This window comes from Enterobacter sp. DC4 (assembly GCF_000568095.1).
Lineage (GTDB): Bacteria > Pseudomonadota > Gammaproteobacteria > Enterobacterales > Enterobacteriaceae > Enterobacter > Enterobacter pseudoroggenkampii.
In genome coordinates, this window is sequence record NZ_AZUB01000012.1 from 46,230 (window position 1) to 68,388 (window position 22,159).

The window sequence follows — 22,159 nt, forward strand, 5'->3', positions numbered from 1 at the left end:
CAGGGATTAGCCTACTCGTTTCACATCACCCACCAGCAGGATGTAGGAGAGCGCACCGATCAGCGCCACGGCGGAGATGTACACCAGCGCCGGACCGAAGCCGTAGTCCTGCGCCAGGTAGCCGATGACCAGCGGTACGGTGATCCCGCCAAGCCCGCCGACAAAGTTGAACACGCCGCCGGTCAGGCCAATCAGCCGCATCGGCGCGAGAGACGACACCAGCGACCAGGTGATAGAGGCGAAACCGTTACCGAAGAACGCCACTGCCATCAGGGCCATAATCCACACCGGATCGTTGGTGTAGTTGGCGCCCATGATGCAGGTGGAGATCAGCAAGCCGCAGATAATCGGCGTTTTACGCGCCACACCCAGCGAATAGCCTTTTTTCACCAGCTTATCGGCCAGCCAGCCGGAGAGCAGTACGCCGAAAAACGCCGCGAGGAACGGCACGGTGGTCATAAAGCCCGCCTTCAGCGCCGTGATGCCCTTTTCCTGGGTCAGATAGTTCGGGAACCAGGTCAGGAAGAACCACAGCGTGGAGGTCACCGCGAACTGGCCCAGATAAACGCCCACCAGCTTACGGTGGAAGACCAGCTTCCAGTCCGCTTTGGTCAGCGGCTGGCGCGCCTCTTTTTTCACCGGCGCATCACCGTCCACCAGGCCACCGCCGTCGCGGATGTAGTCCAGCTCGGCTTTGGTGATGCTTTTGGTCAGACGCGGCGGCTGGTAGACCTTGAACCAGATCAGCGACCAGATAATGCCAATCCCCCCTGTGACGATGAACACCCAATGCCAGCTCAGCAGCTCCTGGATCCAAATCAGCAGCGGCGTCAGGAACGCCAGACCAACAAACTGCCCGGAGGTGTAAAAGCCAACGGCGGAAGCGCGCTCGTGTTCCGGGAACCAACTGGTCACCATGCGGTTATTGGTAGGAAACGCGGGCGCTTCGAAAACCCCGGTAATGGCACGCAGGCCAATCAGCGACATCAGCCCGGTCGCGAAGCCCTGGAAAAGGGTCGCCACGGACCAGCCGAAAATGGCGATAAAGTAGGTCAGACGTGAACCCACGCGGTCAAGGAACCAGCCGCCGGGGATCTGGCAGAGCGTATACAGCCAGGCAAACGCCGAGAAGACGTAACCCATTTCCGCTTTGGTGATGCCAAACTCTTCCTGAATATGGGCCGATGCCACGGCAAGGTTGGCGCGGTCGACATAGCAAATGACCACGGTAATAAAGATCATAATCAGCGTCAGGTAGCGGCGACGCCCGGTTTTTGTAGCGGTAACTGGAATATCCATCGCAATCTGTCTCCAGATTTTGGGCATAGCGAAGCCGCTCACCATGCCCTGTAATTTACAGAGGGTTATATTTTTGTAGGTACGTTTTTTTGGCCGATGGCGCTGCGCTTACCGGCGATTTACCACTCGGCTACGGAACCGTCTTCATGACGCCACAGTGGATTACGCCAGTCCGGCGCTTGTTTACTCAGCTCAATAACTTTGGCTTCGTCAATCTCTACGCCAAGGCCCGGCTTCGTTAACGGTTTAAAGAAACCGCCTTCCATGCTGAAGTCTTCTTTATTTTTCACAAAATCGAGCAGTTCCGCGCCCTTGTTATAGTGAATCCCCATGCTCTGTTCCTGGAACACCGCGTTGCGGGAGACAAAGTCGACGTGCAGGCAGGCCGCCAGCGCAATCGGTCCAAGCGGACAGTGCGGCGCCAGCGCCACATCGTAGGCTTCGGCCATCCCGGCAATTTTGTAGCATTCGGTGATGCCGCCCGCGTGAGAGAGGTCCGGCTGCAGGATGGCAATGCCGCCCGCTTCCAGCACGCGTTTAAACTCGAAGCGCGAGAACATGCGTTCACCCGCCGCGATGGGAATGTGCGTCTGTTCAGCCAGTTTCGGATAGTACTCGGCCTGTTCGGCCAGTACCGGCTCTTCGATAAACAGCGGACGATACGGCTCCAGCTCTTTGATCAGCACTTTGGCCATCGGCGCGCTAACGCGGCCATGGAAGTCCAGGCCAAATTCGATCTCGTTGCCGAAGGCTTCACGGATTTGCGCGACAGTACTCACCGCGCGATCCACCGCGCGCGAGTTGTCGATAACGCCCATCTCTTCGCAGCCGTTGAGTTTGAAGGTGTCAAAACCGATGTTGCGCAGCTGCGTAATGCCATCGATCACTTCCGCAGGACGGTCGCCGCCGACCCAGCTGTAGGCTTTAATTTTGTCGCGCACCAGGCCGCCCATCAGCTGCCAGACCGGCGCGTTCAGCACTTTGCCTTTGATATCCCACAGCGCCTGGTCGATACCGGCGATGGCGCTCATCAGGATCGGCCCCCCGCGGTAGAAGCCCGCGCGGTACATCACCTGCCACAGGTCGTTGATGCGAGCCGGATCCTGGCCAATCAGGTATTCACCCAGCTCGTGCACCGCAGCTTCTACGGTGCGCGCACGTCCTTCAATTACCGGTTCGCCCCAGCCCACGATCCCTTCATCGGTTTCGATTTTCAGGAACATCCAGCGCGGGGGTAAACGGTACGTGGTGAGTTTGGTTATTTTCATTTCACTGCCTCTCGATACGCTTTCACAAATGCTGCCGCCTGCTGTGCGGTACGTTCCACGGACTGACCGGCACGGTAAAGATCGCTGCCCAGCCCCGCGCCCACACAGCCCGCGCTCATCCACTGGCCCAGGTTTTCTGGCGTTACGCCGCCCACGGCAAAGACCGGCACGCTGGCAGGTAATACCGCTTTCAGCGCTTTGATGTAGTCCGGTCCAAAAGCCGATGACGGGAAAATTTTGAGCGACTGTGCGCCCGCATCCAGAGCAGTAAAGGCTTCCGTGGCGGTGGCGCATCCAGGGCAGACGGTCATGCCGTAACCCACCGCGCGTCGGATCACCTCAGGCTGAATGTTGGGCGTGACGATAAGCTTACAGCCCATCTTTGCCAGCCGATCTACCTGCTCAGGCCGTAACACGGTGCCTGCGCCAATCAGCGCCCTATCGCCGAAGGCCTCCACCACGGCCGGAATGCTTTTTTCCCACTCCGGAGAGTTAAGCGGGATTTCCACCGCGTCGAACCCGGCGTCGATAACCGCGCCGACGTGGGCTAACGCCTCGTCGGGCGTGATGCCGCGCAAAATCGCGATAAGGGGAAGATCAGTTTGCCACTGCATGAGCGATGCTCCTTATTCCTGCCTGAAATGCCGTGTCGCCGGATACCGTTGAAACGTTACGTCCAACAGCGCGAAACGCCTGCTCATAGCGCGACGTTAGCGATGTGCCAGCGACAAGGGTGATGGCCTGCTCGTGCGCGACGAAATCACGCATGCTGGCGACCTCTGCGCCAATTAGCAGGCCGGAGAGAAATTCGCTGACCTGCTCGCGCGGGAGATTTCCCAGCACGTGCGAGGCGCGAACCTCAAAAAGCTGCGGCAAAACATCAGGAGAAGCGATCCCACGTTCAAGCCCGGCAGCAAACGCCTCTGACGAGGCTTCCTGCTCCGGCAAACCGGCTCCCACCAGTGAATGATTGAGCAGCAAATGGTGCAGCTCGCCGGTCATCACGGTGCGAAAATCGTGGATTTGCTCAGCGTCGGCCTGGACCCACTTGCAGTGCGTTCCGGGCATGACGTAGACAGAAGAAGGAGAAAGCGTGCGCGCGCCAAGCAGCTGCGTCTCTTCGCCGCGCATCACATTGTGGTTATCGCCGCGAGAGATGCACAAACCGGGAATTATCCAGATATTGTCGCCAACGGACGTTAACTGCTCGCCAATCGCGGAGAAATAGGCAGGAACCGGTAGATAAGGCGCTATCTTCCAGCCAACGTTGCTACCGACCATTCCCGCCATGACCACCGGCGTGGCGCTGTCGCGCCAGTTTTGTGTGACCTCTGCTAACACCGCCTCGGGGGATTTACCGTTCAGGCGCGTCACGCCTGCTTCTGATTGCCTGCTCTCCAGGCACTGTTCGCCCTGGTACAGCCAGGCGCGCAGATTGGTCGATCCCCAGTCAATTGCGATGTAGCGAGATGTCATGTGATTTCCTTCAGCCTTCGTGTCGAGCTGGCAATCATGGTAAGCGCCGCCTGCTCTGCCGCATCGCCGTCCTGATGCCGTATCGCATCGAACAGCGCTTTATGTTCCTGGAGCGTTTTCGGCATGTTGGCCTCATCGCCCATCCAGGTACGTTCAAATACTGCTCGCTGTAGCGAGCTGATCGCCACGCTAAGCTGCTGTAATACCGGGTTATGCACCGACTGCAGCACCGCTTCGTGGTAGCGGATATCCGCCTCGTTAAACGCCTCCCGGTTCTGGTTATTGGCGATCATGTCGTTTAAAGCCGACTCAATCTGCGCCAAATCGCCAGAGGTTGCGCGCTCCGCCGCCCAGCGGGCGATGGCCGGTTCAACCAGGTTTCGGACTTCGCTCATCGCACCGATAAGCCTTGGGTCGTAATCGTTTTCCAGCACCCACTGCAGTACGTCAGTATCGAGGTAGTTCCACTGGTTGCGCGGGGCAACAAACGCGCCGCGATAGCGCTTCATTTCAATCAGCCGCTTCGCCATCAGCGAGCGGAAGACTTCCCGGATGATATTGCGCGAGGTTTCAAACTCCTCACACAGTTCGGCCTCTGCAGGCAGCGGCGAACCGGGAACGTATTTGCCACCCACAATCTGGGTGCCCAGCGTAATGACGATGCGATCGGTTTTATTGAGAGTCATGGAGAGTCCTTGTGCTCTGTATGTCCATCACTACTTTACCGCGACCGCTGAATTTCACCTCACTTTTGCAGTACAAACGTGAGGGCGTTCGACTTTGCTGTGGTGACAATGTAGTACAATCAATAAATGTTGTACTACAATCAAGATCACAAAAAGAACAATTCGATAAATTCAGCGCAAAAAAAAGCCCCGGTTGATAACCGAGGCCGATGATTAGAAATAAGCGTTACTGCAGCACAAACTTCTCGATCGCGTAGGCAACGCCGTCTTCCAGGTTGGATTTGGTCACGAAGTTGGCCACTTCTTTCACCGACGGAATGGCGTTATCCATCGCCACGCCCATGCCCGCGAATTCAATCATCGCGATGTCGTTTTCCTGGTCGCCCAGCGCCATGATCTCTTCCTGTTTAATCCCCAGCGCATCAGCGAGCGATTTCACGCCGGTGCCTTTATTGACGCGTTTATCAAGAATCTCGAGGAAGTACGGCGCACTTTTCAGCACGGTGTATTTCTCTTTCACCTCGGCCGGAATGCGTGCAATCGCTTTATCCAGGATCTCCGGCTCGTCGATCATCATCACTTTCAGGAACTGGGTGGCAGGGTCCATTTTCTCCGCTTCACAGAACACTAGAGGAATGGTCGCAACGTAGGATTCATGCACCGTGTAGTAGCTGATATCACGGTTGGCGGTGTAAAGCGTATTGCGATCGAGGGCGTGGAAGTGGGATCCCACTTCCCGGGACAGTTTTTCCAGGAACCGGTAGTCATCGTAGCTCAGCGCGGTTTGCGCAACCGTACTGCCATCCGCGGCTTTCTGCACCAGCGCGCCGTTATAGGTGATGCAGTAGTCGCCAGGCTGATTCATGTGCAGCTCTTTCAGGTAACTGTGCACGCCCGCATACGGACGCCCCGTGGTCAGGACCACATTCACGCCCTTTGCGCGTGCCGCGGCGATCGCGTTCTTAACGGCTGGAGAAATAGTGTGGTCTGGCAGCAACAGCGTGCCGTCCATATCGATTGCAATAAGTTTGATAGCCATGAGTTCCCCGGGATAAATGAGTGCTGCCTCATGCTAACGCGATTAAGCACACAAAAATAGAGCTACATTGCGCAACAAAAGCCCCCTTTTACGCTTATCCCGGGGAACAAAGACCTACTCGCGGGTGAGAACGATTTTACCGAACGCGCCGCGATCGAGATGTTCAAACGCCTGTTCAAGCTCGTTAAAACGGTAGCGATGCTCAATCACGGGTTTCAGTCCGGTGACGTCAACAGCGCGGACGAAATCTTCCAGCGCCCGGCGGTGTCCCACGCCGATCCCCTGAATGACGGGAGATTTTAGCAACAGCTCGCCAGCAGAGAGGGTTATCTCCGTCCCGGCCAGCACGCCAATAACGGAGATACGCCCGTGAACGGCAACGGCGCGCAGGGAGTGCTTCAGGTTCTCTCCCCCCACGGTTTCAATAATATGGTCTATGCCGCGATCCTGCGTGAGCGCCAGCGTATTTTCAGCCCAGTCGCCTTTCAGGCGGTTGATGCCCTGGCTGGCCCCCAGTTTTTTGGCCAGCGCCAGCTTTTCATCGCTCCCGGACGTGACAAATACCTCTGCGCCGTGCGCTTTTGCAATTTGCAGGGCGAAAATCGCCACCCCGCCCGTGCCCTGCACCAGGACCGATTGCCCGGGGCGCAGCTGTCCGCGTTCCACCAGCGCGAACCAGGCGGTAAGCCCTGCGCAGGGTAAGGTACTGGCCTCGGCGTCATCCAGGGTCTCCGGGGAGGCCACCAGCGCGTCTTCCTTCACAATCACATACTCGGCCAGCATTCCCTGGAAGTATCCGCCGGATGTTTTATAGGGCAAATTGCGCGCGTCCGCCTGCGGTTTACCGTCGATCCACTCCGGGAAGAAGGTTGAGATAACGCGAGCGCCGGGCTGGAAGCGCGTGACGCCTTCACCCACGCAGTCTACGACGCCCGCCATGTCAGACGCCGGGGTAAACGGGAAGGAAAGTGGGATTGGCATTGTGCCTTCAACAACCATTTTATCGCGATAGTTAAGCGAAACGGCATTCACCCGTACGCGTACTTCACCCGGGCCGGGCTGTGGAACGGGTGCCTGAGTCAGCTTGAGGTTCTCGCGCCCGAGGGCGTCCATGGACCAGCGTTGCATTGTCTCTGTCATTTTATTTCTCCTGCCATCAGATGAGCTTTAGTCCTGACAGTCTACCGTTGACTAAAGGTCACCAGTGGCGATAAGTTTTCTCTTTATTGACGCCATAATCAATACAATCCATGACCGATACGCTGAAGGATATTCCTGTTTTTGTGGCCGCCGTTGAGGCGGGAAGTTTCGCTCAGGCCGCAATTCGCCTGCATTTGTCACGCTCGGCGGTAGGGAAAAGCATCGCTCGCCTTGAAGAGCGGCTGGGGGTACGTCTTTTTCACCGCACCACCCGTAGCCAGAGGCTGACCGATAACGGCGCTCTTTTTTATGAACGCTGCCTGCGCGCGCTGGAGGAGATTCGGGGCGCGGAATCGCTGCTGGAAACAGGGAAACAGCAGGTCAGTGGCCGCCTGCGCGTTGCCATGCCGGTGCTGTTTGGTCGCCAGTGCGTCGCCCCGCTGCTGATAGCGCTGGCGCAGGAACACCCCGGGCTTGAACTGGAAATGTCATTCAGTGACCGGGTGGTGGATCTCGTCGAGGAAGGGTTTGATATGGCGGTGCGTAACGGCACGCTTCAGGACAGCAGCGTGCTGGTCGCCAGAAGGCTGGGAGAACACCGCATGGTGCTATGCGCCGCGCCGGATTATCTGCAGAAGAAAGGCCAACCGCAAAGCGTAGCTGATTTACCCCAGCATACGGCGATTAACTATCTGCGCGCAGGCAGAGTGCTGTCCTGGCAACTGATGGATAACGAAGGAACGTCGCACACCTTTACTCCCCGGTCATCACTTAATATGGATGATTTGCAGGCGATCTGCGACGCTGCGCTGGCCGGACACGGCATTGCATGGCTGCCCTGCTGGATGGTCGTTAAAGATATTCACCAGGGTAAACTCGTCCCGCTCCTGAAGCAGGCACCGGACGTGCATTTCGACGTTCATGCGGTGTGGCAGCAGACGCCGCATCTGCCGCTGAGGGTAAGAATGGCGATAGATACGCTGGCGAGCCGTTTACCGTCCGCAATGTCGCTGGATATGCCTGCGCCCATAAAAAAGCCGCGCTAAAAGCGCGGCCAGTTATCGTGCGGTTTCAAACCGATTAAATATCGATATTTGCCGCTTTCAGGGCGTTCTCTTCGATGAAGGCACGACGTGGTTCAACCGCATCACCCATCAGGGTCGTGAACAGCTGGTCTGCAGCAATCGCGTCTTTAACAGTGACACGCAGCATGCGGCGGCTTTCCGGATCCATGGTGGTTTCCCACAGCTGCTCCGGGTTCATTTCGCCCAGACCTTTATAGCGCTGGATCGCGAGGCCACGACGGGACTCTTTCACCAGCCAGTCCAGCGCCTGCTCGAAGCTGGCTACCGGCTGACGACGTTCGCCACGTTCGATGAACGCATCGTCTTCGATCAGGTCGCGCAGCGTCTCGCCGAGCGTGCAGATACGACGGTATTCCGGACCGGTGACAAACTCGTGCTCCAGCGGGTAGTCGGTATCAACGCCGTGGGTGCGCACGCGAATAATAGGCTCGAACTGCTTATCGGCGTTCTGCTGAACATCGCATTTCCACTGGCTGCCGTGCTGCTCTTTCTCGTTCAGATCGGTCACCAGAGCGTTCACCCAGCGGGTCACGGTCTGCTCGTCGCTCAGATCGGCTTCGGTCAGGGTTGGCTGATAAACCAGCTCCTTCAGCAGCGTTTTCGGATAACGGCGTTCCATACGCGTGATCATTTTCTGCGTGGCGTTGAACTCGGACACCAGACGCTCCAGCGGCTCACCGGCCAGTGCAGGGGCGTGCGAGTTCGCGTGCAGGGTCGCGCCATCAAGCGCGATCGCGATTTGGTACTGATCCATCGCTTCGTCATCTTTGATGTACTGTTCCTGCTTGCCTTTCTTCACTTTGTACAGCGGCGGCTGGGCAATGTAGACGTGGCCACGTTCAACGATTTCAGGCATCTGACGATAGAAGAAGGTCAACAGCAGCGTACGAATGTGCGAGCCGTCGACGTCCGCATCGGTCATGATGATGATGCTGTGGTAGCGCAGTTTGTCCGGGTTGTACTCGTCACGGCCAATGCCGCAGCCCAGCGCGGTGATGAGCGTCGCCACTTCCTGAGAAGAGAGCATCTTGTCGAAACGGGCTTTCTCAACGTTGAGGATTTTACCCTTCAGCGGCAGGATAGCCTGGTTCTTACGGTTACGGCCCTGCTTCGCAGAGCCGCCCGCGGAGTCCCCTTCCACGAGGTACAGTTCGGACAGCGCCGGGTCGCGTTCCTGGCAGTCAGCCAGCTTGCCCGGCAGGCCAGCTAAGTCCAGCGCGCCTTTACGACGGGTCATTTCACGGGCTTTACGCGCCGCTTCACGGGCACGCGCCGCATCGATAATTTTGCCCACCACGATTTTCGCGTCGGACGGGTTTTCCAGCAGGTATTCGCTCAGCAGTTCGTTCATCTGCTGCTCAACCGCCGATTTCACCTCAGAAGAGACCAGCTTGTCTTTGGTCTGTGAGGAGAACTTCGGATCCGGCACCTTCACGGAGACAACGGCAATCAGGCCTTCACGGGCATCGTCACCGGTGGCGCTGACTTTCGCTTTCTTGCTGTAGCCTTCTTTGTCCATGTAGGCGTTCAGGGTACGGGTCATCGCCGCACGGAAGCCCGCAAGGTGAGTACCACCGTCACGCTGTGGAATGTTGTTGGTGAAGCAGTAGATGTTTTCCTGGAAACCGTCGTTCCACTGCAGCGCCACTTCCACGCCGATACCGTCTTTTTCGGTGGAGAAGTAGAAGATATTCGGGTGAATAGGCGTTTTGTTCTTGTTCAGATACTCAACAAACGCCTTGATACCGCCTTCGTAGTGGAAGTGGTCTTCTTTGTTGTCACGCTTGTCGCGCAGGCGAATCGAGACGCCGGAGTTCAGGAACGACAGTTCACGCAGGCGTTTCGCCAGGATGTCGTACTCGAACTCGGTGACGTTGGTGAAGGTTTCGAGGCTCGGCCAGAAACGCACCATGGTACCGGTTTTGTCGGTGTCGCCCGTGACGGCCAGCGGTGCCTGCGGCACGCCGTGCGTATAAAGCTGACGGTGGATTTTGCCTTCGCGCTGGATAACCAGCTCCAGCTTCTGCGACAGGGCGTTTACTACCGAAACACCTACGCCGTGCAGGCCGCCGGAAACTTTATAGGAGTTATCGTCGAACTTACCGCCTGCGTGCAGGACGGTCATGATCACTTCCGCCGCAGAGACGCCCTCTTCCGGGTGAATACCGGTTGGGATGCCACGACCGTCATCGGTGACGGAGACGGAGTTATCCGCATGGATGGTGACCACGATGTCTTTACAGTGACCCGCGAGCGCTTCGTCGATAGCGTTATCTACCACCTCGAATACCATGTGGTGCAGACCGGTGCCGTCATCCGTGTCGCCGATATACATACCCGGGCGCTTACGCACCGCATCCAGCCCTTTCAGGACTTTGATACTGGAGGAGTCATAAGAATTCGACATCAACGTTTCTCGCTCATTTCAACTTGGGTTAATCCGTTATTTTACCCTTTTCCACGGTAAACATCTTCGAATTTTCGTCCGACATGTCTATAACGTGTTCAGCGCTAATGGCGCTGACGAAAACCTGCGACTGCGTGGCTTTTAAGCGGCTGGCAAGCAGCCCGCGCCGCGCGTCGTCAAGTTCCGAGGCAAAATCATCTATCAGGTACAGGCAGCGTCGCCCGCTCTCGCGGGTGAGAAACTCCCCCTGTGCCAGGCGTAGCGCACACATCAGGAGCTTGAGCTGCCCGCGCGACAGCGTGTCTTCCACCGGCGCGCCGTCGGCACGAATGCGGAAATCCGCCTTGTGCGGGCCGTGCGCGGTGTAGGTCAACATGCGGTCGCGCTCGAAGTTTCTCTCTAACACCTCGGCATAATCCGTCTCTTTCTCCCAGCCGCGCTGGAAGGAGAAGGTGAGAGAGAATTCGGGTAAAAACTGTTTGCAGGTGTCGGCCATGTCTTCGGCGATACCTGCGCTGTATTCGGCACGCCAGCGGCTGATCTGTTCCGCAAGAGGAATTAACTCCATGTCCCACGGACGCAGCTGAGCGTAGCGCGTCACCTGGCGCAGCGCGGCGTTACGCTGCTTGAGCAGACGCTTCAGGTTGCTCCAGGCGTTAAAAAATCCGGCTTCGTTGTGAAAGCATCCCCAGTCGAGGAACGCTCTTCTGTATTTGGGGCCGCCGTTGAGTAAAGTAAACCCCTCCGGCGTTATCAGCTGCATTGGCATCAGCAGCGCCAGCTCCGCCACCTTGTGGCCGTCGGTACCGTCGATGCGCACCTTGCTGTCGCCCTGCTTGTCTTTGGTCAGGCCGATGGCGGTCTCCCGCTCCGCCCCCTGCAAACGCCCGTGCAGAACAAAAGATTCCTGTTCGTGGCGGATGACGCGACCAATCTGCAAACTGCGAAACGCCCGGCCGTGGCCGAGCGTATAGATGGCCTCAAGCACGCTGGTTTTGCCGCTGCCGTTCGCGCCAACCAGGAAGTTAAAGCCAGGGGATAAAGCGAGATCCGCGCTTTCGATATTGCGAAAGTCGCGGATCAACAGACGGGTGAGCGACATTACAGTCTCATTGGCATGACAACATAGGCAGCCGACTGTGATGCGGCATCTTCAATCTGTACGCTCGAAACGGAGTCGGTCAGCAGGATGCGCACGTTCTCGCATTTCAGCGCGTTCAGCACATCCAGCACGTAGCTGACGTTGAAGCCGATTTCCATCTCAGCCCCGGCGTAGGTGACGTCCAGAATCTCTTCTGCCTCTTCCTGCTCCGGGTTGTTAGCGGTGATTTTGATCTGGTTTTCACTCACATACAGGCGCACGCCGCGGAATTTCTCGTTAGAGAGGATCGCGGCACGGGCAAAGGCCTGCTTGAGGCTGTCGCAACCGGCTTCCAGCGTTTTGTCCGGGTTCTTCGGCAATACGCGGCGATAATCCGGAAAACGACCGTCAACCAGCTTCGATGTGAAGACAAAATCGCCCACGTGAGCGCGGATGTTATTGCTGCCGATCTGCACGCGCAGCGGCGTGTCGCCGCCGTCGAGCATACGCATCAGCTCAATCACCCCTTTACGCGGCACGATGACCGAATGGTTTGGCAGCGAGTCGCCAATCGGCATGGAACAGACCGCCAGACGGTGGCCGTCGGTCGCCACGGTACGCAGCTCCTCACCTTCGGTTTCGAACAGCATGCCGTTTAAGTAGTAACGAACGTCCTGATGCGCCATGGAGAACTGGGTGGCTTCAATCAGACGCTTCATCGTCGCCTGCGGCAGGGTGAATTCCACTTCGCTCTGCCAGTCGTCCAGGTTCGGGAAGTCCGCTGCAGGCAGCGTGGAGAGCGAGAAACGGCTGCGGCCAGAGCGCACCAGCATACGGTCGCCTTCCAGCTGCACGGCGATTTCAGCGCCTTCCGGCAGCCCGCGGCAGATATCAAAGAATTTACGTGCCGGAACCGTGGTCGCGCCCGCGTCGTGCGGCTGCGTCAGCGTAACGCGCGCGATCATTTCCATTTCCAGATCTGTACCGGTCAGCGACAGCGTACCGTCCGCGACCTGAAGCAGCAGGTTTCCGAGAATAGGCAGCGTTGGGCGGCCGCCTAATGGGCCACTCACCTGTTGCAGCGGTTTTAATAAATGTTCACGTTCAACGGTAAATTTCATAGCGTCACGATGATAATGTTCTGATTAGATTGGAAAAATCTTCTTTTATGTCGTGGCTTTCTTCGCGTAACTGCTCAATCTTGCGACAGGCGTGCAGCACGGTCGTATGGTCACGGCCACCAAACGCATCCCCGATTTCCGGCAGACTGTGGTTGGTTAACTCCTTTGCCAGCGCCATCGCCATCTGACGCGGGCGCGCCACCGAGCGGGAACGACGTTTAGACAGTAAATCTGCCACTTTGATCTTGTAGTACTCAGCCACTGTCTTTTGAATATTGTCGATAGTGACCAGTTTTTCCTGCAATGCCAGCAAATCGCGCAGCGCTTCACGCACAAAATCGATGGTGATCGCACGACCGGTGAAGTTGGCATTGGCGATAACGCGGTTCAGTGCCCCCTCCAGCTCACGCACGTTGGAGCGCAGACGCTTGGCAATGAAGAACGCCACTTCGCCCGGCAGGCGAATGTCGTTTTCATCGGCTTTCTTCATCAGGATCGCGACGCGGGTTTCCAGCTCCGGTGGCTCGATCGCCACGGTCAGGCCCCAGCCGAAGCGGGATTTCAGACGATCTTCAACGCCGTTGATCTCTTTTGGATAGCGATCCGAGGTCAAAATGATCTGCTGATTACCTTCCAGCAGGGCATTGAAGGTGTGGAAAAATTCTTCCTGCGATCGTTCTTTATTGGCAAAGAACTGAATGTCATCGATTAGCAGCGCGTCAACAGATCGATAGTAGCGTTTAAACTCTTCGATCGCATTGTTTTGCAGGGCTTTTACCATGTCCTGAACGAAGCGCTCGGAGTGCATATACACCACTTTGGCATTGGGCTTGCGCGCCATAATGCCGTTGCCCACCGCATGCAGCAGGTGCGTTTTACCCAGACCCGTGCCGCCATATAGGAACAGCGGGTTGTAGGCTCCACCGGGGTTATCAGCAACCTGGCGAGCCGCCGCGCGCGCCAGCTGGTTCGACTTACCTTCAACGAAGTTATCGAACGTGTGTTTCACGTTAACGTTAGAGCGGTAGGTTGGCTCAGCCGGTGCGGGAACATTATCCCAGCCCTGACGAGCGGGGGCGACGCGAGGGGCCGGAGCAGGAGCGGCCTGAGCAGGCGCTGCGACGTTCACGGTTTCACGAACGGTTTGGGTGACCGGCTTTGTACCCACTTCAAAGCGCAGCTGTGGGGCATCTGACCCGCAGAAATCGTTCAGCAGTCCATTGATGTTATTAAGGTACTTGTCCCTTACCCAATCGAGCACAAAACGGTTTGGCGCATACAAAGCCAGCGTGTTATCGCTCAGTTCCGCCTGCAACGGGCGGATCCACATACTGAATTCTGTGGCTGGTAACTCATCCTGCAATCGGGCAAGACACTGCTGCCAAAGCGAAAGTGACACGGCGGACTCCACTCGAACAATAAAAGAAAACTATTGAATATTCATGATTGTTGGCGCACATCGACATGACCCTGTGTAAAGGGGGACGTGCGAATTGCTATCTGCAATTTATCCTGACCAGGATCCTGGGATCCCGATCGGGACCGCGGATCATAGCCTAAACTGAGCCAGAGATCTTCTGTTTCTCACAGATTCTTCCCGATTTATCCACAGGAAGATCCGAAACCGGGTAAGTGTAAACGATCCTGACGGGAGTGCCCCACGATTTAGTCCGCATATTGGAAAAATTAATGAGCACAGACAATTTTTTGCTTAAATGATCTAACGAAGATCCGGGACGATCCTTGCGCTTTATCGTTGAGCCCGTATAATCCTCGACCCGGCGCGTGATGCTCATCTTCCTGCGTCGTCCGTTGCTCATTTTCCACGCGAAAACGTGCGGAAATACGCGGGAAATAAGGAAAGAGAATTGACTCCGGAGTGTACAATTATTACAATCCGGCCTCTTTAATCACCCACGCTGAGGCGTTAGTCGTTCGAAACTCGTTCGGGTATACGCAAAAGTCAGTGAATTTATTCAAGTTTAGGTAGAAATCGCCATGAAACGCACTTTTCAACCGTCTGTACTGAAGCGCAACCGTTCTCACGGCTTCCGTGCTCGTATGGCTACTAAAAATGGTCGTCAGGTTCTGGCACGTCGTCGTGCTAAAGGCCGCGCTCGTCTGACCGTTTCCAAGTAATAAAGCTAACCCCTGAGTGGTTAAGCTAGCATTTCCCAGGGAGTTACGTTTGTTAACTCCCGCTCATTTCACTTTCGTCTTCCAGCAGCCACTACGGGCTGGCACGCCGCAAATCACCATCCTCGGCCGCCAAAATTCGCTGGGGCATCCCCGCATCGGTCTCACAGTCGCCAAGAAAAATGTTAAGCGTGCGCATGAACGCAATCGGATTAAACGTCTGACGCGTGAAAGCTTCCGTTTACGTCAGCACGAACTGCCTTCAATGGATTTCGTGGTGGTGGCGAAGAAAGGGGTTGCCGACCTCGATAACCGTGCTCTCTCGGAAGCGTTGGAAAAATTATGGCGCCGCCACTGTCGCCTGGCTCACGGGTCCTGATAGCCCTCATTCGGGTCTATCAACGCCTGATTAGTCCGCTACTCGGGCCGCACTGCCGTTTCACACCAACATGCTCAAGCTACGGAATTGAGGCATTGCGCAGGTTTGGAGTGATAAAAGGCAGTTGGTTGACGGTGAAACGCGTATTAAAATGCCACCCTTTACACCCAGGTGGAGACGACCCCGTCCCCCCAGGACCCTTTGATACCAGAGAACACTAACGATGGATTCGCAACGCAATCTTCTTATCATCGCTTTGTTGTTCGTGTCTTTCATGATCTGGCAGGCGTGGGAGCAGGATAAAAATCCTCAACCACAACAGCAGGTCACGCAGACAACGACCACCGCAGCGGGTAGCGCCGCCGACCAGGGCGTACCGGCCAGTGGCCAGGGGAAACAGATTACGGTTAAGACCGATGTGCTTGAGCTGACAATCAACACCCGTGGTGGTGATGTTGAGCAGGCGCTGCTGTTAACCTACCCGAAAGAGCTGAAGTCTAACGAACCGTTCCAGTTACTGGAAACCACGCCTGAGTTTATCTACCAGGCGCAGAGCGGCCTGACCGGTCGTGATGGCCCGGATAACCCGGCTAACGGTGCGCGTCCACTGTATACCGTCGAGAACGACACCTTTGTGCTGGCTGATGGTCAGAACGAACTCGCGATCCCGATGACGTACACCGACGCCGCAGGCAACACCTTCACCAAAACCTTCACCCTGAAACGCGGTGAATATGCGGTGAACGTGGGCTACAGCGTACAGAACGCCAGTGCGAAACCGCTGGAGCTGTCGACCTTTGGCCAGTTGAAGCAGTCCATCAATCTGCCGTCTCACCGTGACACCGGAAGCAGCAACTTTGCGCTGCATACCTTCCGTGGCGCGGCGTACTCCACGCCAGACGCGAAGTATGAGAAATACAAATTCGACACCATTGCCGATAACGAAAACCTGAACGTCAGCGCTAAAGGCGGTTGGGTGGCAATGCTGCAGCAGTATTTCGCCACTGCGTGGGTGCCAAATAACGACGGTACCAACAACTTCTATACCGCGAACCTGGGTAACGGTCTTGCAGCCATCGGCTACAAATCTCAGCCGGTTCTGGTACAGCCGGGTCAAACCGGTAAGCTGGCAAGCACCCTGTGGGTCGGCCCGGAAATTCAGGACAAAATGGCCGCTGTTGCGCCGCACCTGGATCTGACCGTGGATTACGGCTGGTTGTGGTTCATCTCTCAGCCGCTGTTTAAGCTGCTGAAGTTCATCCACAGCTTCCTGGGTAACTGGGGCTTCTCCATCATCGTTATCACCTTCATCGTTCGTGGCATCATGTACCCGCTGACCAAAGCGCAGTACACCTCCATGGCGAAGATGCGCATGCTGCAGCCGAAGATTCAGGCAATGCGTGAGCGTCTGGGCGATGATAAACAGCGTCAGAGCCAGGAGATGATGGCCCTGTACAAAGCAGAGAAAGTGAACCCACTGGGTGGCTGCTTCCCGCTGCTGATTCAGATGCCAATCTTCCTTGCGCTGTACTACATGCTGATGGGTTCCGTTGAGCTGCGCCACGCGCCGTTCGCCCTGTGGATCCATGACCTGTCCGCACAGGACCCGTACTACATCCTGCCGATCCTGATGGGCGTGACGATGTTCTTCATCCAGAAGATGTCGCCGACCACCGTGACCGACCCGATGCAGCAGAAGATCATGACCTTTATGCCGGTCATCTTCACCGTGTTCTTCCTGTGGTTCCCGTCAGGTCTGGTGCTGTACTATATCGTCAGCAACCTGGTGACCATCATCCAGCAGCAGCTGATTTACCGTGGTCTGGAAAAACGTGGCCTGCATAGCCGCGAAAAGAAAAAGTCCTGATTCGGTAAGTTAACGCTAAAATAAGGGCGGTCGATTGACCGCCTTTTTTATTTGTATTGAACGAGACCAACCATGAGCCATAACGACACTATCGTCGCCCAGGCAACCCCACCGGGACGCGGTGGTGTAGGCATTCTGCGCATCTCCGGCCTGAAGGCGCGCGAGGTGGCCGAAGCGGTGCTGGGTAAACTGCCAAAGCCGCGCTACGCTGATTACCTGCCGTTTAAGGACACCGACGGCACGCCGCTGGACCAGGGCATTGCACTGTGGTTCCCCGGCCCGAACTCCTTTACCGGCGAAGACGTGCTGGAGCTGCAGGGCCACGGCGGCCCGGTTATCCTCGACCTGCTGTTAAAACGTATTCTGACCCTGCCGGGCCTGCGCATTGCGAAGCCGGGCGAGTTCTCCGAGCGTGCCTTCCTCAACGACAAGCTCGACCTGGCGCAGGCAGAAGCGATTGCAGACCTGATCGATGCCAGTTCCGAACAGGCGGCCCGCTCCGCGCTGAACTCGCTGCAGGGGGCATTCTCCGCGCGTGTGAATCACCTTGTGGAAGCACTTACTCACCTGCGCATCTACGTGGAAGCGGCTATCGACTTCCCGGATGAGGAGATCGACTTCCTCTCTGACGGCAAAATCGAAGCCCAGCTCAACCAGGTAATGGCCGATCTCGACGCCGTCCGTGCCGAAGCGCGCCAGGGCAGCCTCCTGCGCGAAGGGATGAAGGTGGTGATTGCCGGACGCCCTAACGCCGGGAAATCGAGCCTGCTGAACGCCCTGGCGGGCCGTGAAGCGGCGATCGTAACCGACATTGCCGGGACCACCCGCGACGTGCTGCGCGAGCATATCCATATCGACGGGATGCCGCTACACATCATTGATACCGCCGGTCTGCGCGATGCCAGCGACGAGGTTGAGCGCATCGGTATCGAACGCGCCTGGCAGGAGATCGAGCAGGCCGACCGCGTGCTGTTTATGGTGGACGGCACCACCACCGACGCCGTTGACCCGGCTGAGATCTGGCCAGACTTTATCGCCCGTCTGCCGGCGAAACTGCCGATCACCGTGGTGCGTAACAAAGCAGACGTGACCGGCGAAACGCTCGGCATTAGCGATGTGAATGGTCACTCACTGATTCGCCTGTCGGCGCGGACCGGTGAAGGTGTTGACGACCTGCGTAACCATCTCAAGCAGAGCATGGGCTTTGACACCAGCATGGAAGGCGGCTTCCTGGCGCGTCGTCGTCACCTGCAGGCGCTGGAAGAGGCGGCAAATCACCTTGTTCAGGGTAAAGCACAGCTGATCGGCGCGTGGGCGGGTGAACTGCTGGCGGAAGAACTGCGTCTGGCGCAGCAGAATCTGAGCGAGATCACCGGGGAGTTTACGTCGGACGATCTGCTGGGAAGGATCTTCTCGAGCTTCTGTATTGGTAAGTAATGCCCGCTAATTAATGGTGATTTCCTCTTGGGAAATTACCATTGTCCAAATGGCAACTCGCCTAATCCCTTTTCACCCCCTATCCTGCATGCCTGCATCTATGGGGGGTTTATGGCGCGTTTTCTGTTTTGTAGTTTCGCATTAGTTCTGCTTTATCCGTCTGGCATTGATATGTATCTGGTGGGGTTACCGCACATCGCCCGCGATCTGGGTGCCAGCGAAGCGCAGCTGCATATTGCGTTTTCGGCCTACCTCGCGGGGATGGCGTCGTCGATGGTGTTTGCCGGGAAGATCGCGGATAAGGCAGGCCGTCAGCCTGTCGCCATAACCGGCGCCATCATTTTTGCCCTGGCTTCTCTTCTCTGCTCGCAGGCGCAGAACAGCACCGTGTTCCTGACCGGACGGTTTATCCAGGGTATTGGCGCCGGTGGTTGCTACGTGGTGGCGTTTGCCATTTTGCGAGACACCCTAAGCGCCCAGCGTCGCGCTAAGGTACTCTCGATGCTGAACGGTATTACCTGCATCATCCCGGTGCTGGCCCCGGTCGTGGGATATCTGATCATGCTGAAATTCCCGTGGCAGAGCCTGTTCTGGACCATGGCGGCCATGGGCGCGCTGGTGTTTACCTTATCCATCGCCGTGCTGAAAGAGACCCACCCGGGCTCGCAGAATACCGGCCATACAGCCACCATTCACCCGGCAGAGAAGCTTCTCAACCGCTTTTTCCTCAGCCGTCTGGCCGTGACCACGTTAAGCGTGGCGGTGATCCTGACCTATGTAAACGTTTCCCCGGTTTTACTGATGGAAACCATGGGCTTCGATCGCGGTGAGTATTCAACGGTGATGGCATTAACCGCGATGGTCAGTATGGCGGTCTCGTTCTCTACCCCGTTTGCGCTAAATGTTTTCAGCCAGCGCACGCTGATGCTGACCTCACAGGTTTTATTCCTCACGGCAGGCGCGATCCTGGCGACCACCAGCTCACATGCGGTGATGCTGGTGGGTATTACCCTTATTTGCGCCGGGTTCTCGGTTGGCTTTGGCGTGGCGATGAGCCAGGCGCTTGGCCCCTTCTCGCTGCGGGCAGGCGTAGCGAGCTCGGTGCTGGGGATCGCGCAGGTCTGCGGCTCGTCGCTGTGGATTTGGCTGGCGGCGGTCATCGGGCTTAACGCGCTGAATATGCTGATCGGGGTTCTGATTGGCTGTAGCATACTGTGCATTACCTTACTTATGGTCATCCGGCCCGCGGCGCACTATGAAGAAGCCCATCAGCAGTCTCGATCTTAACCTGTTGCTGTGCCTGCAGCTTTTGCTGCAGGAGCGCAGCGTCACCAAAGCGGCGAAGCGGATGAACGTGACGCCGTCGGCGGTGAGCAAATCGCTGGCCAAGCTGCGCGACTGGTTTGACGACCCGCTGTTTGTCAAAACGCCGCTAGGGCTGCTGCCGACACCACTGACGGTAAGTCTTGAGCAGGATCTGGCTGACTGGATGCAAATCGGCAACCAAATCCTCGATAAATTCCACCATGATTCTCCGGGCGGGCTGACGTTCGTGCTGGCCGCGGAAACGCCGCTGATGCTGATCCGCTTCAATACTCTGCTGGAGCAGGTGAACCAGCGCTATCCGCAGGCTACGGTGAAAATGCGTCAGTGGGATTACGACTCACTGGACGCGATTACGCGTGGCGAGGTTGATTTGGGCTTCACCGGGCGTGAAACGCATCCGCGATCCCGCGAACTGCTTAAGCTGATGCCGTGGTTTATCGACTACGAAATTCTGTTCAGCGATCGCCCCTGCGTCTATCTGCGCGAGGATCATCCGGCGCTTCAGCAAGAGTGGAATCTGGAGACCTTCCTGCGCTATCCCCATATCAGCATCTTCTGGGAACGCAGCGACACCTGGGCGCTTGATGAGGTGCTAAAGGAGATGGGACGCGAGCGCACTATCGCCATGAGCCTGCCGGGCTTTGAACAGGCGATGTTTATGGCGGCACAGCCCGACCATAACTATATCGCCACCGCGCCGCACTACTGCCATCACTACAATGAACTCCACCAGCGGAAGCTGATCGCGCTTCCTATTCCCATTGACGAGGAGCAGGCGGAAAAATTGACCGTGCCCTTCACGCTGATCTGGCATAAACGGAACAGTCATAATCCGAAAATCCTGTGGCTGCGGGAGACCATCAAGGCGCTGTACGGTGCGAGCGATCCAATTTTTGCCTAAGAAAATGTAAAGTTCGGTCCTAAGGCTTCTCTTACTCCCATTTACTGATTAAAACAGGAGTCAAGTTAAGCGATAATCATGTAACCGTTTAACCGATTACGACCATTATCAAGGAGCGAAAAATGGCTACGCACTTTGCAAGAGGGATACTTACGGAAGGACGTCTCGTATCGGCAAGAATTTCTTCAGCCTGTCACACTGAAGCACTCACTCTCCCGGAACACCGCAGGATGCGGTTTTTAGCGTCCAGAGCGCTTCTCGCAGAACTGCTGTTTATGCTGTACGGCACCAGCGAGCTGCCGGATATCATTACCCAACCCGAAGGCCGCCCGGTCTTTGCCGACCCGGATCTCCCTCGTTTTTCGATTGCCTACGCGGGCAATATCATTGGCGTCGCGCTGACCACCGAAGGGGATTGTGGGCTCGATATGGAACTTCAGCGCGCGACGCGCAGCTTCCATGGCGGTAATGCGCATGAAGACTATCCGCTCTCCAGCAATGAGAAGCTGTGGGTCCGCAACCAGAACGATCCTGTCGAAGCCAGAGCCCAGCTCATTACCTTACGCCAGAGCATTCGCAAGCTCTGTGGATGCGCCTCAGACGACGCCAGCCTGCTGCAGCTGCTGCCAGGCTCCGGACGTCTTCGTGCCACTCAGGCCACGCTGGTAGAGGCGCTCAGTGACGCAGAGGATGTGCTCATTTGGTCCATTGCGGTTACCCCCGCCATCGAACGCATGAAAATCTGGGAATTTGACAGTCAACAGGGATGGCGTAGCCTTCCTGATGTGCCCGAGCGCGCCAACGAGCCCGCCGCACGCCTGATGCGTTTAACCAGTTTACCGGCAGAAAAAGCATTCACCCTTAGCTGATCCAATCAGGGTCATCATGATGAAACAGGAGTAATCATGTCTGATACGTTGAAAGTCGTTACTTTACTGGGAAGCCTGCGCAAAGGTTCATTTAACGGGATGGTAGCCCGCACGCTGCCGCAGCTGGCGCCTGCAGGTATGGAAATTAGCGCCCTGCCGTCTATTGGCGATATTCCGCTGTATGATGCGGATGTCCAGCAGGAAGAAGGGTTCCCGCAGAGCGTTGAGGTCCTGGCAGAGCAGATCCGCCAGGCCGACGGCGTGGTCATCGTCACGCCAGAGTATAACTACTCAGTTCCGGGTGGCCTGAAGAATGCCATCGACTGGCTGTCCCGTTTACCTGAGCAGCCGCTGTCAGGCAAACCGGTGCTGATCCAGACCAGCTCCATGGGCGCGATTGGCGGCGCGCGCTGCCAGTATCACCTGCGTCAGATCCTGGTATTCCTCGATGCGATGGTGATGAACAAGCCGGAATTTATGGGCGGAGTGATTCAGAACAAGGTCGACCCGCAAACGGGTGAGGTGGTGGATCAGAGCACGCGCGACCATCTCTCTGGCCAGCTGACGGCGTTCGGGGATTATATTAAGCGAGTGAAGGCGTAAGATCATTGCGGCCTGATGCCCTCACCCTGACCCTCTCCC

General features: G+C 56.8%; 21 protein-coding genes. 10 read left to right on the top strand and 11 right to left on the bottom strand.

Going from position 1 to position 22,159, the window contains the following annotated elements:
• Nucleotides 1-6: 6 nt before the first annotated feature.
• The 7 genes from P349_RS02165 to P349_RS02135 form a co-directional block, all read right to left on the bottom strand.
• On the bottom strand, nt 7-1,344 hold the full coding sequence (locus P349_RS02165) for an MFS transporter (protein ID WP_080350511.1): 1,338 nt from the start codon (nt 1,342-1,344) through the stop codon (nt 7-9).
• A 74-nt stretch (nt 1,345-1,418) separates the two neighbouring features.
• The gene (gene dgoD, locus P349_RS02160) at nt 1,419-2,567 is read right to left on the bottom strand and encodes a galactonate dehydratase (protein WP_032648563.1); all 1,149 of its coding nucleotides are present in this window, start codon (nt 2,565-2,567) and stop codon (nt 1,419-1,421) included.
• Nucleotides 2,564-3,181 carry a 2-dehydro-3-deoxy-6-phosphogalactonate aldolase gene (locus tag P349_RS02155; protein WP_032648565.1) on the bottom strand — a complete coding sequence of 206 codons (618 nt, stop codon included), beginning with the start codon at nt 3,179-3,181 and terminating at the stop codon, nt 2,564-2,566. The genes dgoD and P349_RS02155 overlap by 4 nt, the downstream gene beginning before the upstream one ends.
• Nucleotides 3,165-4,043, bottom strand: coding sequence for a 2-dehydro-3-deoxygalactonokinase (locus P349_RS02150; protein WP_032648567.1), 879 nt, complete (start codon nt 4,041-4,043; stop codon nt 3,165-3,167). The genes P349_RS02155 and P349_RS02150 overlap by 17 nt, the downstream gene beginning before the upstream one ends.
• Nucleotides 4,040-4,729 (bottom strand): D-galactonate utilization transcriptional regulator DgoR, encoded by a 690-nt coding sequence (gene dgoR, locus P349_RS02145; RefSeq protein ID WP_003861109.1) that lies wholly within the window; start codon nt 4,727-4,729, stop codon nt 4,040-4,042. Before dgoR ends, P349_RS02150 begins: the two co-directional genes overlap by 4 nt.
• A gap of 226 nt (nt 4,730-4,955) precedes the next feature.
• Nucleotides 4,956-5,768, bottom strand: coding sequence for a sugar-phosphatase (gene yidA / locus P349_RS02140; RefSeq protein WP_032648569.1), 813 nt, complete (start codon nt 5,766-5,768; stop codon nt 4,956-4,958).
• A gap of 114 nt (nt 5,769-5,882) precedes the next feature.
• Nucleotides 5,883-6,908, bottom strand: a complete 1,026-nt coding sequence (locus P349_RS02135; RefSeq protein WP_032648571.1) for a zinc-dependent alcohol dehydrogenase family protein — start codon at nt 6,906-6,908, stop codon at nt 5,883-5,885.
• Nucleotides 6,909-7,018: 110 nt separating this feature from the next.
• Between P349_RS02135 and P349_RS02130 the strand changes: the two genes are divergently transcribed.
• Nucleotides 7,019-7,954 carry a LysR family transcriptional regulator gene (locus P349_RS02130; RefSeq protein ID WP_032648572.1) on the top strand — a complete coding sequence of 312 codons (936 nt, stop codon included), beginning with the start codon at nt 7,019-7,021 and terminating at the stop codon, nt 7,952-7,954.
• A 34-nt stretch (nt 7,955-7,988) separates the two neighbouring features.
• Here P349_RS02130 and gyrB read toward each other — a convergent pair whose 3' ends face one another.
• Genes gyrB through dnaA form a run of 4 tightly spaced genes read right to left on the bottom strand, consistent with a single transcriptional unit; the run spans nt 7,989 to nt 14,001 of the window.
• A complete protein-coding gene (gene gyrB / locus P349_RS02125) occupies nt 7,989-10,400 on the bottom strand; it encodes a DNA topoisomerase (ATP-hydrolyzing) subunit B (RefSeq protein WP_024907871.1) in 2,412 nt (803 codons plus the stop codon).
• Between the two features lie 28 nt (nt 10,401-10,428).
• A complete protein-coding gene (gene recF, locus P349_RS02120; RefSeq protein WP_032648574.1) occupies nt 10,429-11,502 on the bottom strand; it encodes a DNA replication/repair protein RecF in 1,074 nt (357 codons plus the stop codon).
• Nucleotides 11,502-12,602 carry a DNA polymerase III subunit beta gene (gene dnaN / locus P349_RS02115; protein ID WP_008500170.1) on the bottom strand — a complete coding sequence of 367 codons (1,101 nt, stop codon included), beginning with the start codon at nt 12,600-12,602 and terminating at the stop codon, nt 11,502-11,504. Before dnaN ends, recF begins: the two co-directional genes overlap by 1 nt.
• Nucleotides 12,603-12,606: 4 nt before the next feature.
• Nucleotides 12,607-14,001, bottom strand: a complete 1,395-nt coding sequence (gene dnaA / locus P349_RS02110; protein ID WP_010426558.1) for a chromosomal replication initiator protein DnaA — start codon at nt 13,999-14,001, stop codon at nt 12,607-12,609.
• A gap of 599 nt (nt 14,002-14,600) precedes the next feature.
• On the opposite strand from dnaA, the gene rpmH reads away from it, so the two are divergent.
• The 9 genes from rpmH (at nt 14,601) to P349_RS02075 (ending at nt 22,120) form a co-directional block, all read left to right on the top strand.
• Nucleotides 14,601-14,741 (top strand): 50S ribosomal protein L34, encoded by a 141-nt coding sequence (gene rpmH / locus P349_RS0124685; RefSeq protein ID WP_000831330.1) that lies wholly within the window; start codon nt 14,601-14,603, stop codon nt 14,739-14,741.
• Between the two features lie 16 nt (nt 14,742-14,757).
• A complete protein-coding gene (rnpA, locus tag P349_RS02105; RefSeq protein ID WP_032640303.1) occupies nt 14,758-15,117 on the top strand; it encodes a ribonuclease P protein component in 360 nt (119 codons plus the stop codon).
• Nucleotides 15,081-15,338 (top strand): membrane protein insertion efficiency factor YidD, encoded by a 258-nt coding sequence (gene yidD, locus P349_RS25795; RefSeq protein ID WP_001307474.1) that lies wholly within the window; start codon nt 15,081-15,083, stop codon nt 15,336-15,338. The genes rnpA and yidD overlap by 37 nt, the downstream gene beginning before the upstream one ends.
• A gap of 2 nt (nt 15,339-15,340) precedes the next feature.
• Nucleotides 15,341-16,984 (top strand): membrane protein insertase YidC, encoded by a 1,644-nt coding sequence (gene yidC, locus P349_RS02100; protein ID WP_032648576.1) that lies wholly within the window; start codon nt 15,341-15,343, stop codon nt 16,982-16,984.
• Nucleotides 16,985-17,056: 72 nt separating this feature from the next.
• Nucleotides 17,057-18,421, top strand: coding sequence for a tRNA uridine-5-carboxymethylaminomethyl(34) synthesis GTPase MnmE (gene mnmE / locus P349_RS02095; RefSeq protein ID WP_021242672.1), 1,365 nt, complete (start codon nt 17,057-17,059; stop codon nt 18,419-18,421).
• Between the two features lie 111 nt (nt 18,422-18,532).
• Nucleotides 18,533-19,708 carry an MFS transporter gene (locus P349_RS02090; RefSeq protein WP_032648577.1) on the top strand — a complete coding sequence of 392 codons (1,176 nt, stop codon included), beginning with the start codon at nt 18,533-18,535 and terminating at the stop codon, nt 19,706-19,708.
• A complete protein-coding gene (gene yidZ, locus P349_RS02085) occupies nt 19,677-20,648 on the top strand; it encodes an HTH-type transcriptional regulator YidZ (RefSeq protein WP_032648578.1) in 972 nt (323 codons plus the stop codon). The genes P349_RS02090 and yidZ overlap by 32 nt, the downstream gene beginning before the upstream one ends.
• A gap of 122 nt (nt 20,649-20,770) precedes the next feature.
• A complete protein-coding gene (locus P349_RS02080; RefSeq protein ID WP_032648580.1) occupies nt 20,771-21,517 on the top strand; it encodes a 4'-phosphopantetheinyl transferase family protein in 747 nt (248 codons plus the stop codon).
• A 36-nt stretch (nt 21,518-21,553) separates the two neighbouring features.
• Nucleotides 21,554-22,120 (top strand): NADPH-dependent FMN reductase, encoded by a 567-nt coding sequence (locus P349_RS02075; RefSeq protein ID WP_032648582.1) that lies wholly within the window; start codon nt 21,554-21,556, stop codon nt 22,118-22,120.
• Nucleotides 22,121-22,159 lie beyond the last annotated feature (39 nt).

Bases quoted from the DNA above. Each gene is read 5' to 3' on its own strand.
- P349_RS02165 (WP_080350511.1), bottom strand. From the start codon at position 1,344: ATGGTGAGCGGCTTCGCTATGCCCAAAATCTGGAGACAGATTGCGATG.
- dgoD (WP_032648563.1), bottom strand. From the start codon at position 2,567: ATGAAAATAACCAAACTCACCACGTACCGTTTACCCCCGCGCTGGATG.
- P349_RS02155 (WP_032648565.1), bottom strand. From the start codon at position 3,181: ATGCAGTGGCAAACTGATCTTCCCCTTATCGCGATTTTGCGCGGCATC.
- P349_RS02150 (WP_032648567.1), bottom strand. From the start codon at position 4,043: ATGACATCTCGCTACATCGCAATTGACTGGGGATCGACCAATCTGCGC.
- dgoR (WP_003861109.1), bottom strand. From the start codon at position 4,729: ATGACTCTCAATAAAACCGATCGCATCGTCATTACGCTGGGCACCCAG.
- yidA (WP_032648569.1), bottom strand. From the start codon at position 5,768: ATGGCTATCAAACTTATTGCAATCGATATGGACGGCACGCTGTTGCTG.
- P349_RS02135 (WP_032648571.1), bottom strand. From the start codon at position 6,908: ATGACAGAGACAATGCAACGCTGGTCCATGGACGCCCTCGGGCGCGAG.
- P349_RS02130 (WP_032648572.1), top strand. From the start codon at position 7,019: ATGACCGATACGCTGAAGGATATTCCTGTTTTTGTGGCCGCCGTTGAG.
- gyrB (WP_024907871.1), bottom strand. From the start codon at position 10,400: ATGTCGAATTCTTATGACTCCTCCAGTATCAAAGTCCTGAAAGGGCTG.
- recF (WP_032648574.1), bottom strand. From the start codon at position 11,502: ATGTCGCTCACCCGTCTGTTGATCCGCGACTTTCGCAATATCGAAAGC.
- dnaN (WP_008500170.1), bottom strand. From the start codon at position 12,602: ATGAAATTTACCGTTGAACGTGAACATTTATTAAAACCGCTGCAACAG.
- rpmH (WP_000831330.1), top strand. From the start codon at position 14,601: ATGAAACGCACTTTTCAACCGTCTGTACTGAAGCGCAACCGTTCTCAC.
- yidD (WP_001307474.1), top strand. From the start codon at position 15,081: ATGGCGCCGCCACTGTCGCCTGGCTCACGGGTCCTGATAGCCCTCATT.
- yidC (WP_032648576.1), top strand. From the start codon at position 15,341: ATGGATTCGCAACGCAATCTTCTTATCATCGCTTTGTTGTTCGTGTCT.
- mnmE (WP_021242672.1), top strand. From the start codon at position 17,057: ATGAGCCATAACGACACTATCGTCGCCCAGGCAACCCCACCGGGACGC.
- P349_RS02090 (WP_032648577.1), top strand. From the start codon at position 18,533: ATGGCGCGTTTTCTGTTTTGTAGTTTCGCATTAGTTCTGCTTTATCCG.
- yidZ (WP_032648578.1), top strand. From the start codon at position 19,677: ATGAAGAAGCCCATCAGCAGTCTCGATCTTAACCTGTTGCTGTGCCTG.
- P349_RS02080 (WP_032648580.1), top strand. From the start codon at position 20,771: ATGGCTACGCACTTTGCAAGAGGGATACTTACGGAAGGACGTCTCGTA.
- P349_RS02075 (WP_032648582.1), top strand. From the start codon at position 21,554: ATGTCTGATACGTTGAAAGTCGTTACTTTACTGGGAAGCCTGCGCAAA.